The sequence below is a fragment of the Streptomyces sp. B93 genome, assembly GCF_018070565.1.
GTDB lineage: Bacteria > Actinomycetota > Actinomycetes > Streptomycetales > Streptomycetaceae > Streptomyces.
In genome coordinates this window covers 126,998-142,634 of the sequence record NZ_JAGPXL010000010.1, presented here as the reverse complement: position 1 = coordinate 142,634, position 15,637 = coordinate 126,998, and the positions used below count along the sequence as shown (strand labels likewise).

The window sequence follows — 15,637 nt, the reverse complement described above, 5'->3', positions numbered from 1 at the left end:
GGTGCTCAGCAGGACGCCAGTCCGCAGGCCAGGGACATCCTCGCCAGCCACTGCGCGAACCCGGGCGCCTCGGAGTCCCAGGTGGCGAGGTAGCCCGCGCCGACGGTCTCGCTGACGCCGCCGCCGAAGTCCCACCGGCTCGGCAGCCCCACCGGCAGGGACACCGACTTCCCCTTCCCGTCGAAGGACTCGGAGAACACCACACCGGGTGCGGCGGCCTCCCAGGCCAGGCCGCCCTGCTCCGCGTACGACTGGTTGGAAGCCCGCACCGAGACTCCGCCTCGGACGGGGAAGCGGGTGACGTCCCCGACGGCGTACTTCCCCCCGCGCCGGAGCAGTTCCGCGTCGGCGCCGACGGGCACGGCGCGGGTGTAGCCGATCCCGTGCGGGTCGACGCCGCCGCACACCTCCATGCCCGCTCCGAAGAGCGACCCCGAGGCACACAGCGAGACGGACCACTCACGCACCCAGCCCGCGGCCTTCTTGAACTCCCAGGGCGCGTTGGACGACTTGCAGTCCTCCGGTGAGCCGCCGAGCACCTGGCACGTCACCGACCACTGCATCTCCCCCTGGGCGGCGAACCGGAACGCGTCCCGGTAGGTGAAGCGGTCCGAGCCCTCGTAGCCCAGCGGCACCAGCGTCCGCTCGATCACGTCCTTCGGGAGCGGCAGCCCCTTGGGGCCGTACGGCACGGCGGTGTCGATCTTCTTCGGATAGACGCGCCGCGCCTTGTTGTCCTCGCGTTGCAGGATCTGCCGGTAGCGGGCGGGACCGAGGTACTTCTTCGCCGCCGCGCCCGGCGCGGTGTAGCGGCCGTCGGCGTCGATGAAGTACTTCAGGCCGTCCGGGTCGGACATGCTGGCCGGGTTGTTGTTCGCGTAGGCGTACCCGTTCATCTGCTGAGGATCCATGGGGTCGATGACCGGGTCGGCGGAGAGGAACCTGCCGAGGCCGGGGTCGTACTCGCGCGCCCCCAGCCGCGTCAGCCCGGTCGCGGTGTTCGTGGTGCCGCCGACGAAGCCGCGGTCGCCGCCGCGCCATCCGGCGGTGCCGGTGCGGGGGTTGCCGAAGAGGTCCAGGCGGCGGACGTCCATGGAGGCGGGGTCGGTCGCCCTGAGGGCGACCTGGGCGGTGCCGTGGTGGTCGGCGTCCAGGTAGAGCAGGCCGTCGGCCCTGGTGCGGGTACCGACGCCGGAGACGTACCGTCGGCCGGTCCTGGCCCCGGTCCCGGTGTCGAGGACGATCTCGCCGTCCCCCACGTACAGCGTCGCCTTGCCGGGGTCCCGGCGCAGCAGCGGGGCGCCCGCGGCGTCGTGGACGTACGACGTCCGCCCGCTGCCGCTGGTGACCCCGGTGAGCTGCCCGGCGTCGTCCCACTCCAGGGTCTGCTGCCCGTCCGGACCGGGCCGGGTGAGGGTGTGTCCGGCGTCGTCGTAGGTGTACGACGCGGTGTCGTCCGTGCCCGTGGTCGCCGAGGTGAGCGTGTGCGGCTGGTCGGCGGACGGCCCCGGCGCCGGGTAGTGGTAGGCCGTCGTGACGTCCGCCGCGCCGCCGAGGCCCTTGTCCGTCTTCCGGGTCCGGTTGCCGGTGAGGTCGTGGGCGAAGGTCTGCCAGTACGGCGCGGGGCCGCCGACGACGCCGGTCGAGGGGGTGTCCGCGCAGCCGCTGACCTGCGTCCAGACCTGGGTGACGCGCCGGAGGTGGTCGTACTCGTAGCACTGGGTGTCGGCGACGGACCCGGCGGCGTGGTCGGTGATGGAGGTGATGTTGCCCGCCGGGTCGTAGGCGTAGTCGGCCTTGCGGGCGGTGGTGCTGCCGTCGACGACCCGGGTGAGCTGCTGCTGGGTGAGACGGCGGGTCGTCGGGTCGTAGGAGAGCCAGCGGGTGACCTGGCGGGAGGTCTGGCCCGGGGCCGGTTTCGGGCCCAGGACGACGCTGGAGGGCTCGCCCAGCTCGGTGTAGGCCGTGGCGTCGACGTAGGTCGTCGCGCCGGTGAGCCGGTGGGGCAGGCCCAGGGGTGTGTAGGTGTGGGTGAGGGTCTCGGCGGCGAGGTCACCGAGCGCGGGCAGGGTCCGGCTGGAGAGGCTGCCGTCCGGCTTGTAGGTGTACGTCGTCGGGTAGTCCCCGGCGAGTTCCTCGATGCCCGTGACGCGCGGGATCGTCACCGTCGTCCTCGACGGCCGTCCGGCGTCGTCGAGTTCGTCGGTCCGCGTGACGTAGGCGTCGCCGTGGTCGTAGCTCGTCGCGGAGGTCAGCACGCCCTTGCCGCCGGGCAGGGTGTCGTACTCCGACTCGGTGAGCAGGGTTCCGGTGGCGGAGCCGAGCCGGGTCTCGATGACGCGGCCGAGGTCGTCGTGGACCCTGGCGACGGTCTTGCCGCGCCCGTCGGTGGTGGTGAGCGGCTGGCCCGCGTCGTCGTAGGTCGTTCTCGTGGTGCCCGCGTCGGGGTCGTGCGCGGAGGTCTTGCGGCCGAGCAGGTCGTAGCCGTAGGTCCACACGTTGCCCGCCGGGTCGGTGACGGTCTTCAGGTGGCCCGCCTTGGTGTAGGTGTAGCGGGTGGTGTCCGCGTCGCCCTCGGCGGTGCGGTCGTGGTACTGGCGGAGCGCGGTGACCCGGCCCCGGGCGTCGGTGACCGTGGTGGTGGCGGTGCCGCCGGGCGGCGGGACGACGGTGACCGAGTCTCCTGTGTGGGTCGTGGTCGTGCGCCACTTCTCCTCGTTGCCCGCCATCTGGAGGGTGGCGGTGACACGTCCGGCACCGTCGAACTCGGTGACGGTCGAGCCGGGCACGGACCCGGCGGGCGGCTGGTAGAAGGACCCGGCGGCGCTCTTGTTGTAGTACGGCTCGTCGGTGCGGACCGTCAGGCCGCGGGAGTCGTAGGTCGTGTTGGTGAGAATCCAGCCGCCCTCGGCCGCGGGGCTGGGAGTCTGGGTCTGCCGCGGTCTGAGCAGGCCGTCGAACAGTTCGTACGACGTCGTGGTGTTGCCGCCCGCGACGAGCCTGTCGGTGCTGACCCAGTTGGGTCCGCCGCTGTCGGTGACGTGGTAGCCGTAGCGCAGGTCGGGGGCCCCGTCCGCGGCCGTGCGGCCGGGGGTGTAGACCGTGCGCAGGCGCCCCAGGGCGTCGTAACCGAGGCTGGTTTTACGGTCGTTGGCGTCGGTGACCGTGGTCGGCAGGCCCCAGGCCGGGTCGAGGGTGGTCGTCTGGGTGTGCTCCAGGGCGTTGGTGACGGTGCTGGCCGTCGTCAGCCCCTTGGTCTGGGTGTACGTGGTCGTCGTACTGCGCTGGAGGGGGTCGGTGGTCTTGAGGGCGCGGCCGTAGCCGTCGTAGGACGTGGTCGTCGCCACGTACCGCGGGGTGGAGCCGGAGTGGCTCTCGGCGCTCTCCGTCCTGGTCGCGAGGCCGCGGGTCGGAGCCGCGTCGTAGGCATGACCGTCGTAGAGGACGCGGGTGTCGGCCAGGACCGCGGGGACGACGGGGTCGCCGGAGTGACAGGCCACGCTCTCCTTGACCACGCGCCGCGGCAGGCTGACGAGGTGGGTGGCGGTGTTCTGGGCGTAGCTGGTGGTGGTGCACTCCTCGTCTCCGGTGACGCCGGTGTCGCCGTGGTCGTCGACGCGGGTGACGTTGCCGTAGTCGTCGTAGGAGGTGTCGACGCGGGTCGTGCGGTCGTCGCCGTCGGCGAGTCTCACGCGTGACACGCTCCGGACGCTCTCCACCTGGTGCGCCCGCAGGGTCGTGCCGAGGACGCCCTGCGTCGCCGTCTGGCGTGACCACGGGGTGCTGATCTCGCCGGACACCTCGGTGGCGGTGTCGCCGAGGTAGGTGATCGACTCCCGTTCGAACCCGGCGTACTGCCGGTGGTCCGGCGTGCTCGTGCCGGTGGAGTCGGTGACAGTGGGTGTCTTGGTGCCGCCCGCGCGGTTGAGGCGGTCGCCGTACATGCCGCGGAAGTACCGGTGGGCGGTCTTCAGCCGCGGATGGTCGAGGTCCTGCCTGGGGTCGCCGGTGCGGACGACGACGCGCTCGTAGCCGCGCCAGTCCTGCCAGCTCCGCCGGGCCGGTTCCACCAGGGGGTTGTCGTCCCAGGCCCAGGCGGCTCCGCCGGTGTACTCGTAGGCGGTCACGGTGGGCGCGGCGCCGGTGAGGTTGTCGATCTCCTGCACCTGGGCGACGACGTACTTGTGGAACCAGTCGTCGACCGGTTCGACGGCGGGCGGCATCGCCCACCGCACCGGGAAGCAGCGCCGGGTGTTGGTCTCCGGTACGGGTCTGGTGCCGGGGGCGCAGTCGACGGGGGCGTAGGTGACACTGATCCGGCCGCCCGACTCGGTGTCGATGGCGGTCATCCGCGGCTTGTTCAGCTTGGGCAGGCCGTCGGAGGCGGAGTTCACGCGGTTCTCGTACATCGTGCCGGTGAAGGTGATCGCGGGCAGCGGCACCTCGGTGGTCCTGCCGAGGCCGGTCCGCTTGACCTTGTTGAGCCACAGGCCCGCGTTGGTGCCGTCGCCGGGGCTGGGCCAGGTGTGCGTCAGCTCCCACCGGTCGACCGAGCGGTAGCCGCCGTCGGCGCCCAGCACCTGGGTGGTGATCCTGGCGAGGCGTTGTGTCGTCCAGAACGACGGGGTGCGCTGGGCGTCCGAGCAGGCCGCGCCCGCGCAGTCGAGGTCCCAGGGCACGTCGGGCCAGGTGGTGGCGGTGTGCTGGGCGCAGTCCGTGCCGCTGACGCAGCGGTCGGCGGGCGTGAGGACCACCTTCGCCGGGACCTGGGAGTAGTCCTGGCCGGTGCGGGTGCCGTAGTGGATCTCGCTGAGGACGCCGCCGCGGGTGTAGGAGGCGGTGGACTTCCCGAGGTTCTGACCGTACTTGCCGGTCTCCGGGGCGTAGAAGTAGCTCATCGAGTTGCCGTGGACGTCCACGACGTAGTCGAGGTTCCAGCGGTACGCCCGGACGCAGGCCGACTCGGCGAAGGTCGCGGCGTGGCAGGGCTCGTCCGTGTCGTTGCCGTACACCGGCGCCGTCCAGGCGGACCTCGTCGTGGCATCGCCGTTCGTCCAGCCGGGCAGCCGGTTGAGGCCGTAGTAGTACCGGGTGCCGTCGGTGGCGGTGAGGATCCAGTACTGGCCGTCCTTGTCGCCGTTGACGCCGTCCGTCCTGCGCTCGATCCGGGTGCCGTCGTCGGACTCGGGCCGCCACCGGCCGTCGCCGCCCTTGACGAGCTTGCCGCTGAGGGCCTGCGAGGCGACCGTCGCGTTGTCGGTCTCCCAGCACAGGTCACCGGTCTTCGTCTGGCCGTTGTTGCCGCCGAGGTCGTCGGCGCAGGGCTTGTACGCGCGTTCGATGTAGCCCGGCCAGAGGTCCCAGCCCTCCCCGACCCAGGACGGCTGGCTGTTCTGGGCCACCACGCGTCCGTCGACGGACTGCGAGGAGTACGACAGTGCCAGGGCGGGCGCGAGTCCGCCGGGGACCGGCGGGACCCTGAGGTCGTACCGCCAGGAGAACCCGCCGCCGCTGAGGTCGGTCTGCCAACTGCCGCTCGGGGCGAGCGAGGTCGCCGCGTAGTCCCCCGTCGGGCCGCCGGTGTCGGCGGTGACCGCGAACGTCGTGGCCCGGGCCAGGTCGACCTCCGCGGTCACCGCCCTGGCCCGCACGTCGTTGCGGGCGCTGAGGACCGCCGTGCCGGGTCCCGACAGGGGGGTCAGGGTGAGCCGGTCGGCCCAGTTGCCGCCGTGCGCGTCCTGGAAGCCGGAGTAGTCGACGACGAGCCGGACCCTGGCCTGTCCGGCGTCCGGGGCCCGGTCGGCGGGGGTGACGGACAGGGCGACGCCGTCGGTGCCCTTCTCCAACGCCCTTGACCGGGGCAGCACTTCGACCCGGACCTTCCGCGGCGCGCCGCGGCTGCCCGGCCCGACCCGCACCGGCAGCGCGGCGGCGTCGGTGAGGGTGCGGGCGGGCAGGTCGACGGTCGCCGCCGCGGGCGTCGGCCAGGTCGTCGCCGCCCGTCGGGGTGCGCCCGTCGGCATCCCGGCCGGGGCGGGGGCGTCGGGCCGGACCACCTTGACGGGCACGGACCGTACCGGCTCCGGCTTCTCGAAGACCGGTTGCCGGGACGACGCCACCGGGGACGCGGCGGCACCGTCGATGGTCGTCAGCAGGGACGCGGTCAGGGTGCCCGCGGCGACCACGGTGACGATGTGGGTGAGCTTCATGGCGTCCCTCCTCAGACCTGGGTCTTCAGATAGCCGAGTACGCGGTCCAGACGTGCGCCGGGTCCGCAGTCGGGGTCGGCGGGCGCGTCCGGGACGACCAGTACGGAGTTGTCGAACCGTTCACCGGACTGCGCGACACAGCGGTAGAGCTGCTTCGCGGGGCCGTCGGGCGGTGGGGCGTCCCAGACGAAGCCGAGGGTCTGCACCGCCTCCTGCCCCTCGCAGTCCGCCTCGACGGAGCTGAACAGGTCCCCGGCGGCGGTGTCCCGGCAGGTCCTGAGCGCGGTGGTGAGGTCGGCGATGTACCAGTCGCTCGACGACATGATCCCGAGGCTCCACTCCGCGTGGTACTGGGCGGGCACGCGGAACGGTGAGGAGGTGTGGTCATGGGGCGCCCCGCTGTTGACGTAGCGGATCAGATGGCGGCCCCGCTGGGTCCAGCCGAGCTGGAACTCGGTGGTCTGGCCCTCGCAGTCGGCGCTGGCCGAGGCGAAGTGGCCCTGGCCGGGCACGTTGCAGCGGTAGACGGGGATGGCCGACCGGTCGGGGGCGTCGGTCCAGAAGCCGCCGATGACGCCGAGGCGGGTGTAGCCCTCGCAGTCGGCGGCCGGGCTCAGGAAGTAGTCGCCCGGACCGGTCCGGCAGGAGTAGATCGTCCGGGTGCCCTCCGTGCCCTCCGGCAGCGGGAACCCGAGCGGGTGCTCCAGCTGGGCCGCCGGGTGCACCGGGCCGGTGGTCACCACGTGGTCACCGGCGACGTTGAACCGGGTGAGCTGCCCGACGTGCAGCGGGTCGGCCGAGGGGGCCGGGTCCACCAGGGTGTCGAGGACCTGGTCGCCGGTGCGGGCCCCCGCCCAGACGCGGACCTCGTCCACCGCTCCGTGCAGCGGCGTGGCGGTCGAGCCCACCCGCAGCTTGCCGCCCGCGTGCCAGGGGGTGGCGGCCGCCTCGCCCTGGAGCTGCCCGTCGACGTAGAGCCGTAGCACGCCCGCGGCCTGGTCGTGTACGCCGGTCAGCAGGGCCCAGGTGTTCGCGACCGCCGCCTTCGAGGAGGTCACGGTGACCTCGGCGGCGCCCGCGGTGTCGGTCTTGGCGCTGGTGAACTGCCAGCGTTTCAGGGTGCCGTTGTAGCGCAGCTGGAAGGAGCCGGCGTTGCTGCCGCGCTGCTCCATGACCGTCTGGTGCGCGGTGCCGGGGTCCTGCCAGCAGTCGTCGTCGGGGTCGGCGCAGACGGAGTCCAGCTTCACCCAGGTGTTGACGGTGTAGCTGGAGTCGGTGCGCAGCTGGGACGTCGAGGTGGCGGTGCCCGCGTCGAGGTGCAGCGCCGTGCCCAGGTCCGCGGCCTCGTCGTCGTGCTTGCCGCGCACCCAGGAGGTGGTGCCCGCCAGGGTCAGGTCGCGGTAGTACCCGGAGATGTCGCCCGCGGTGGTGCCCTCCCCGTCATCGAAGGGGACGCGCAGCTCCAGGGTCGCCGGGTCGACCACGGCGAGGTCGTGGATGTCACCGGCGGACAGGATCCGGTCGTACACGCGGACCTCGTCGACGGTGCCGCGGAACTTGTTGATGTAGCCGCCCGCGTGCTGGTTGCGGCCCAGTTGGAGCGGCCCGGTCGCGTCCCACGCGGTGGTGAAGGCGGCCGTGCCCTGGTCGCGTCCGTCGACGTACAGCCGGATGGTCCTGGTGTCGGCGTTGTAGACGCCGGTCAGGTGCGTCCAGCGCCCGGCCACGGCCGGGGTGCGGGCGACGACCCTCGTGGCGGTGCTCGACGTGGGTGTGTCCCGGATGCCGAACGACCAGCTCCTGGCGGCGGCGTGGTAGGCGAGCGCGTAGCCGGAGTGGGTGGCGCCGTTCTGGGTGAGGACGACGCCCGGGTTGTCGTCGGCGGCCGTGAGCCTGGCCCACGCCGACACGGTGAAGGACCGGTTGGTGTGCACCGGGGCGGTACTGCCCAGCGCCACCCCGTCGGCGCCGGTGAACAGCAGTCCGCTGCGGGTCCGGCCGGTCGTCCACGGGGTGACCGTCGGGTCCACGACGCCGTCGCGGTGACCGGCCGTGGCGTCGGGGGCGGACTTCTCGGTCAGCCCGTCCAGGTGCCAGTAGCCGGCCGGCCCGGCACCTGCGCCCACCTTGAGCCAGTAGACCTCCGGCTGGACGCTCTTGTTGCCCGCCTTGTCGACCGCCCACACCTGCAAGCGGTTGGTGCCCTGCGCGGGCGGGGTGATCCGGGCGTTCGCGGCGACGCCGGCCGTGGCCGCGACCGTGCCCTGCTCGATGGTCCCGCCGCCCTCGATGGTGTAGCGGAACGAGGTGACGTCGGCGTCGCCCGCGATCCGGAACGCACCGGCCCGCCCGGCCCCGCCGCTGTGACCGCACCCGTCCTCGGTGGCGTCGTCCGGGAACAGGCACTCCGGGTAGAGGCCGTCCGCGGAGGTGACGGCCGGGGTGCCGGGCAGGGTCCGGTCGATGGTGACCTCGCACCAGGGGCTGACGGGCCCGTCCTCGACGAAGTCGTTGCCGACCACCCGCCACATGTACGTGTGCCCGTCGAGGACGTGCTGCGCCGGGACGTCGACGAGGAACGGCGACCCGGACGCCGCGGTGCTGGCGAAGGCGTACCAGAGCCGTGAACCGGCGTTGAGTTCACGCCACTCGTACCAGGCGCGTACGTTGCCCCCGTCGGGGTCGGAGATACGCGAGCCCAGCCTGACGCCGCGCGGGGCGCCACTGGTCTGGGTCGGGTTCACGGACGGCCTGGCGGAGCCGGACGCACACGGGACACCTGCCTCGTTGGAGAGGCTGTAGGGCGCGTTGGGCTTGGTGTTGTACGTGACGCTGAGGGTGGGGTTCCTGGCGAACTTCTTCCAGGCGAGCGGGTCCGCCTCGTAGTTCCCGGTGCTGATCCGCGGGGCGCGCAGCACGATCGTCGTGTCCGCGTCGGCCCGGCGGACGCCGCCGCTGTCGGCCGGGAAGGCGGCCAGCGCGTTCCAGCCGACCCAGGCGTCCGGGCAGTTGGCGCTGTATCCGTGGGCGACCGTCCTGCTGCCGAGGCTGGTCAGCTCACGGGGCTGCCGGTTCCATGTCGTGGGCGACGGCAGTGCCTCGGTGGCCTTCGCCTCCACGGGTCTGGCCGTGCAGGAGGGCGCCCAGGTCTCCAGGGCGTTGAACTCGGCGCCGAGGATGCGCTTGCCGACGAGCGAGGCGGTGTTCCACTGGAAGTACGACCGGTGCACGTCCGCCCCGTTGCACCCTGCCCAGCCCGCGCAGGTGCCGACCTTGGCGACGCCGTCGGCCCCGCCCTGCCAGTACTGCTGGTCCGGGTACCCGGAGGCGACCATGGAGAGTCCGTACAGTCCCGGACTGACGTCGGGATCGATGGACACGGGATAGGCGGTGTCGGCACCGCTGAGCAACCGCCGGTCGGGCCGGAGCACCATCTCACGCCCGGAGACGCTGACGTCGACCGCGGCGGTACGCGCCTCGTCCCCCCTGGCCGAGTCCCACATGGTGGCCGGTGGCGCCGCGAAGGCCAGGGCTCCATCGGGCGTACGCGCCTCGACAACGCCGGACTCCTTCACTTCGAGGGTCCCGCCGCTGACCCGAAGCGGAAACCGAAGCGTCCGCAACGCATCCTGCCTCGCCGCTTCTCTGGACCGCACGACGAGCCGCTGGGCGTACCCCACCTCGGAGACGACGAACTCAAGGTCGACGCCGGGCAGGACGTCCCGGTAGAGGGCCTTGTTGCCGTCCAGCTCGGGCCTGGGCAACTCCCCCGGCCAGTCCACCTCGACGGCCGTCCCCAGACGCGCGTACCGCGCCATGGCCTTCTCCGACCCCCCGCCGGAGAAGGCCATCCGTACGCCCACCGCCTTCGGCGCCACGGTGCCGTCGCCCCGCCGGACCAGCGTGGTGTCGGGCTTGGTCCACCCACCGGCCGACGTGCGCACGCGGATCGGCAGCACGCTGAACTCGGACGTCATCGTGCCGTCCGGATTGGCGTACACGGTCTCGGTCTCGCCCAACGCCTCCGCGACGACCTGCCGCTCGCCGGTCTCGCGGGCCTGCGCGCCGGCCCAGGCGGCGCTGCCGCGCGGAGGCCCCTCGCCCACGGAGACCGCGTCGGCACGGTCACCGGACTTCGCCCCCGCCCCCGGCCCCGGCCCCGGCCCCGGCAAGGGCACCGCCTCCGCCCCCACGCCCATCAGCGCCGCCACGAGCACCAGCCCCAGCAGCCCCCGCGCACGTCTTCGCATGACGTCTCCTCCCCAAACCACCACCGACGCCCCCACGGCACCGGGGTGACCCCGTCTCCGGTCGGAGAGCAGATCCTCGCGGACGGCGACTTCAAACCGGCTTCAGGTGCGGCCTGCTTCCGCCGCGCCGGGGGTTTGGCAGGGCTCCAGGAACACCGCCGACGGGCATGGGCTACGTCATCGCCGCCGCGCGCTCGCGGTCACCGCTCCGCGCGGCCGACGTCGCGGTGCTCGTCGTCAGCGCACCCCACGGGGCGGAGTCATCCTGAGCCGATGTCCCGGACCTGCACCAGGCCCCGGTGGCGGCGGCGCAGTTCGCGTTCCAGGCGCTGGTGCAGGGTGAGCCAGGCGGCGGGGCAGCCGTGGCAGGTGCCGCCGAGGCGGACGGTGACGACGCCGCCGGACACGCCGACCAGGTCGATGGTGCCGCCGTGCGACCGGGCGAAGTCTCCCACGGCCCCGGCGAGGACATCGTGTGCCGCGACGCGCAGCAGGGCGTCGTCATGGCAGCGGTCGGTGTCGGGTGCCGGAATCCACCCGGCGGGGTCGGTCAGGGCGGCGTGCAGTGCGGTGCGGACCGGGGCCGCGTCCGTGGCCCAACTGCGGTCCGCGCCCAGGCGGGTGACGACCGCCGCGGGTTCCAGTGTGATCTGGGCGAGGGTGCCCTCGGCGAGCAGCGCGGCCAGCGGTGCGGGGACCCCGGCCGGTGCGCCGGTGCAGGGGAGGACCCCTGCGGGGACGATCCAGCGCAGGCTGTCGGGCTCGTCGGGGATCCGCTGGGGGTGGAGGGGGATCACCTGGGTCTCCTCACCCGCCCAGCAGGACGGTGACCGTCCGGGCCAGGTACGCCATCAGCCAGGCCAGCGCCGTCAGGTAGGTGAGGGCGGTGATCGGCCATCGCCAGGTCCCGGTCTCCCGGCGCAGGACCGCCACGGTGGCCATGCACTGGAGCGCGTAGACGAAGTAGACCAGCAGCGCGGCGATGGTGGGCGCGGTGAACACCGGTTCCCCGGCGCGCGGCCCGTCGGCGTAGGTCATGCTCCGCAGCGCCCGCGCCGGATCCTCGGGGTCCTCGGCCGCCGCGACCTGCCCGAGGGTGGCGACGAAGGTCTCCCGGGCGCCCTGGGCGGACAGCACGCCGATGTTGATGCGCCAGTCGAAGCCGAGCGGCTCGAAGACGGGGGCGACAAAGCGGCCCAGACCTGCGGCGTAGCTGTGGTCGACGGTGTAGGCGGACACGGCGACGGGGTCGCCGGTGTCGACGCCCGCGGCGCGGAGCTGCGCGGCCGAGTGCAGCGGCAGGTTCAGCAGCAGCCACAGGACGACGGTGGTGGCCACGATGACGGTCGTGCACTTGCGCAGGAAGGCGCGTGCGGAGGACCAGACCGCCACCAGCACCGCGCGGGGGGCGGGCAGCCGGTAGGGGGGCATCTCCATGTAGAACGGCACCGTCTGGCCGCGTCGGTCGCCGAGCCTCTTGAATACCCAGGCGGCCAGCAGCGCGGAGACGGCGCCCAGCAGGTACAGGCCGAACATGACCAGGCCCTGGGCGCCGAACGGGCCGACCCGGTGGGACGGGTCGACCAGCAGACCGATGAGCAGGACGTAGACCGGCAGCCGCGCCGAGCAGGTCATCAGCGGGGCGGCCATCATGGTGGCCAGGCGGTCCTTGGCCGAGGGCAGGGTACGGGTGGCCATGATGCCGGGAATCGCGCAGGCGAACGACGACAGCAGCGCCACGAAGGCCCGCCCCTCCAGCCCGAAGCGGCCCATCACCCGGTCCATCAGGAACGCCGCCCGCGCCAGGTATCCGACGCCCTCCAGCAGTGCGAGCAGCAGGAACAGGAGCACGATCTGCGGGACGAAGACCACGACCCCGCCGACGCCACCGATCAGGGCGTCGCCCAACAGCCCGGCCAGCCACGCGGGGCCGACATGGTCGGCGACCAGGCCCGACAGCCGTGCGAAGACCGCCTCGACACCGTCCTGGAGCGGGGCCGCCACGGTGAAGACGGTCTGGAAGAACAGCACCATCACCGCGAAGAACGCCACCGTTCCCCACACCGGATGCAGCAGCACCGCGTCGACACGCCGGGTGGCGCTGTGCCGTTCGGGGGCCCGGTAGTCGGCGAAGGCCAGCACCGACGTCGCCCAGGCGTCACGCTCGCCCGGGTCGGTGGGCGGCGCCACGACCGGCTCCGACCAGGCGTGCCACTGGGTGAGCCGCTCGCGCAGTCGCTCGATGCCGTATCCCCGGTGGCCGACCACCGCCAGGGTCGGCACGCCCAGCGCCCGGCTCAGCGCGTCCACGTCCAGGCGGCCCTGACGGCGGGCCAGTTCGTCGGCGAACGTCACCACCACACAGGTCGGCAGCCCGCGGGCCAGGACCTGCGCGACGAATGCGAGTGACCTCCGCAGTGTGGTGGCGTCCACCACGACCAGTACGGCGTCCGGCCGCCGGGTGCCCTCCAGTCGGCCCTCCAGCACATCGACCGTGATGGCCTCGTCCGGGCTGACCGGCTCCAGGCCATAGGTGCCCGGCAGATCCTCGACGAGGTATCTGCGCCCGCCCGTCCGGCAGACACCGACGAACCGGGACACGGTCACCCCGGGGTAGTTCCCGGTCTTGGCGCGCAGACCCGTCAGACCGTTGAAGACGCTGGTCTTGCCCGCGTTGGGACTGCCGACGAGGGCGATCCGCGGTGCCTCCGCCAGTGTGGTCCCGGGATCCGAGGGAGCGTCGTGGCAGCCCTCGCTCACCGCTCCACCTCCTCGACGCGCACGCGGGCGGACTGCGACCGACGCAGGCACACCTCGTAGTCCTGGACGCGGTAGAGGACCGGGTCGCGCAGCGGCGCCCGGCGCACCACCTCCACCACCGCACCCGGAACGAACCCGAGATCGGCCAGCCGGCGGGCCACAGCCGGCGCCTCGCCGACCATGACCTCCGTCACCGTGGCGCGTGCCCCGGGCGGCAGGTCGGCCAGGAGACACGGGCCGCCTCCGACGACGGTGGCCGTCCGGGCACGGGCCTCTTCACATTTCCGATCAACGCTGCTCATCCGCCTCTCCCACGCCCCACGCGGGCTAGATCCCGCAGGGAACACAAGCGAGGCTAGCCTTGCCTTGCTTCCCTGGCATGGGCGGCTCGGCCCAGGAGCCGGGGCCCGTCAGCCCTCGACCTCAGGGCCGACGGGCCCTGGCGGAACCAGCCTCCGCGCCCTCCCGCCCGGACTCAAGGCCCGCTCGAAGCGGCATCCACAGGGGGCTCACGGGCCTGCCGGGCCATGCACGCCCCCTTGTCTTCAGGTGCATGTCAAGAGAAAGTCTCTCCAGCGCCACGCTACGCGCATAGCGTCGCCTCCGCTCAGGAGACAACTCCCGGCACCCGTAGGGCAGTTGCCTTCCCCGGCCACGCACCGAGACCCGGTGCGCCCACGTGAGGAGTCCCATGCCCCGTATCGCTGTCAAGGGTCTGGTCGCCGCCGCCGTCACCACGGCGACCATCTTCGCCACCGCCTCGTCCGCCACGGCCGTCCCCGCCGACAAGAGCCAGGTCCTCGCCAGTTGGACCCAGACCAGCGCCACGAGCTACAACGCCTGGGCCTCGGCCGAGGCCAACCGCTCCGCATGGTCGGCGTACGCCTTCAACTGGTCGACCGACTACTGCAGTTCCTCCCCCGACAACCCCTTCGGCTTCCCCTTCCAGAAGTCGTGCCAGCGCCATGACTTCGGCTACCGCAACTACAAGGAGATGGGCACCTTCTCCGCCAACAAGTCCCGGCTCGACAGCGCGTTCTACGAGGACCTCAAGCGCGTGTGCTCCCGCTACTCCGGCGCCACCCTGACCTCGTGCAACAGCACGGCCTGGACGTACTACCAGGCCGTACGCGCCTTCGGCTGACGCAGGGCGCCACCGCGCAAGGCCCATCACCCCCCTCAGGCCGACACCCAACCCCCCACCCTCGCCCCCATCCCTCCCCCCACCGTCACCTGGAGGCCCGTTGAGTCACGGCCCGTCACGCCGCGCCGCGCTGCTCGCCGCAACCGGCTGCGCACTCGTCCTGCCCGTCGTACGCCCCGGCACCGCTCACGCCGCCGACACCGTCCCCACTCCGACGCGCGAGCTGCCCCCGGCCACCCACTCCCGGCACCCCGCCGCCCAGTACGCCCCCGAAGCGGCCCGCAGTGCGTACGCGGAGCCCCTCAACGCCACGGTCGACTGCGCCGTGGGCCGGAGGGAACGCGACTGATGGCCACCTTCGTGACCCGCGCCCAGTGGGGCGCCCGCGCACCGCGAGAGGTGAGCAACAACATCACCCCCGCGCAGGGCGGTGTCGTCGTGCACCACGTCGACGCGGTCCGGGTCGCCCGGACGAACCACGCGGACTGCGCCGCCCAGGTGCGCGGCATCCAGAACCACCACATGGACACCAGAGGCTGGGCCGACATCGCCTACAGCCACCTCGCCTGCGTGCACGGTTACCTCTTCGAAGGGCGGGGCGAGCACGTACGGACCGCCGCGCAGGGCACCACCCAGGGCAACGACGACTGGTACGCGGTGTGCGCGCTCACCGGCGGCACCTCCGGCAACTACGACACCGTCACCGCGCAGCTCGTCGACGCCATCCGGTACGGCGTCAACCGGCTGCGGGTGTCGGGCGGCGCGGCCCGCGCCATCACCGGGCACCGCGACCACCATGCGACGGAGTGCCCCGGCGCCCTCTACACGCGGGTGCTCAGCGGCGAGGTGAACCCCGGCGGCGGACCGCTGCCGTATCCCGGGGTGAGCTTCCGGCAGCCCCCGACGTTCGTGCACGCGAGCGTGGCGACCTGGCAGTACCGGATGAACACCCGGTTCGGGTACGCGCTCTCGGTGGACGGCCAGTACGGCCCCGGCTCCGACGCCGCGTGCCGTCGCTTCCAGACCGACCGGGGCCTGACGGTGGACGGCGTCGTCGGCCCCAACACCTGGGCCGCCACCTTCGCCTGACCGACGTGGCGCACCCGATACAAGAATGGCCAAGGGCCGGTTTCGGATGCCTCCGAAACCGGCCCTGACCTGCGACTGTCTCCAGTCGGGACGACAGGATTTGAACCTGCGACCCCTTGACCCCCAGTCAAGTGCGCTACCAAGCTGCGCCACGTCCCGGTGTGCGCGTCCCGCGGTGGACCGCG

At 72.7% G+C, this 15,637-nt stretch carries 8 protein-coding genes and 1 tRNA gene; 3 read left to right on the top strand and 6 right to left on the bottom strand.

Annotation, left to right across the window (positions count from 1 at the left end; translation table 11 throughout):
- Positions 1-5: 5 nt before the first annotated feature.
- The 5 genes from KBY47_RS12840 to KBY47_RS12820 all read right to left on the bottom strand — a co-directional run bounded on the left by KBY47_RS12840 (position 6) and on the right by KBY47_RS12820 (position 13,521).
- Complete coding sequence (locus KBY47_RS12840; RefSeq protein WP_210921183.1) at positions 6-6,209, bottom strand: RHS repeat-associated core domain-containing protein; 6,204 nt, start codon at positions 6,207-6,209, stop codon at positions 6-8.
- 11 nt (positions 6,210-6,220) lie between these two features.
- Positions 6,221-10,459 (bottom strand): LamG domain-containing protein, encoded by a 4,239-nt coding sequence (locus KBY47_RS12835; protein ID WP_210921182.1) that lies wholly within the window; start codon positions 10,457-10,459, stop codon positions 6,221-6,223.
- A gap of 260 nt (positions 10,460-10,719) precedes the next feature.
- Positions 10,720-11,256, bottom strand: coding sequence for a NifU family protein (locus KBY47_RS37200; RefSeq protein ID WP_210921181.1), 537 nt, complete (start codon positions 11,254-11,256; stop codon positions 10,720-10,722).
- A 10-nt stretch (positions 11,257-11,266) separates the two neighbouring features.
- Positions 11,267-13,219 (bottom strand): ferrous iron transporter B, encoded by a 1,953-nt coding sequence (locus KBY47_RS12825; RefSeq protein WP_210921180.1) that lies wholly within the window; start codon positions 13,217-13,219, stop codon positions 11,267-11,269.
- On the bottom strand, positions 13,216-13,521 hold the full coding sequence (locus KBY47_RS12820; RefSeq protein WP_210921179.1) for a FeoA family protein: 306 nt from the start codon (positions 13,519-13,521) through the stop codon (positions 13,216-13,218). Before KBY47_RS12820 ends, KBY47_RS12825 begins: the two co-directional genes overlap by 4 nt.
- Before the next feature lie 389 nt (positions 13,522-13,910).
- On the opposite strand from KBY47_RS12820, the gene KBY47_RS12815 reads away from it, so the two are divergent.
- From KBY47_RS12815 to KBY47_RS12805, 3 genes are all read left to right on the top strand, one after another.
- Positions 13,911-14,363, top strand: coding sequence for a phospholipase (locus KBY47_RS12815; protein WP_210921178.1), 453 nt, complete (start codon positions 13,911-13,913; stop codon positions 14,361-14,363).
- 100 nt (positions 14,364-14,463) lie between these two features.
- Positions 14,464-14,712, top strand: a complete 249-nt coding sequence (locus tag KBY47_RS12810; RefSeq protein WP_210921177.1) for a hypothetical protein — start codon at positions 14,464-14,466, stop codon at positions 14,710-14,712.
- Positions 14,712-15,452, top strand: a complete 741-nt coding sequence (locus tag KBY47_RS12805; protein ID WP_210921176.1) for a peptidoglycan-binding domain-containing protein — start codon at positions 14,712-14,714, stop codon at positions 15,450-15,452. Before KBY47_RS12810 ends, KBY47_RS12805 begins: the two co-directional genes overlap by 1 nt.
- A gap of 85 nt (positions 15,453-15,537) precedes the next feature.
- On the opposite strand, the gene KBY47_RS12800 is transcribed toward KBY47_RS12805, so the two are convergent.
- Positions 15,538-15,611, bottom strand: a tRNA-Pro gene (locus KBY47_RS12800).
- Positions 15,612-15,637 lie beyond the last annotated feature (26 nt).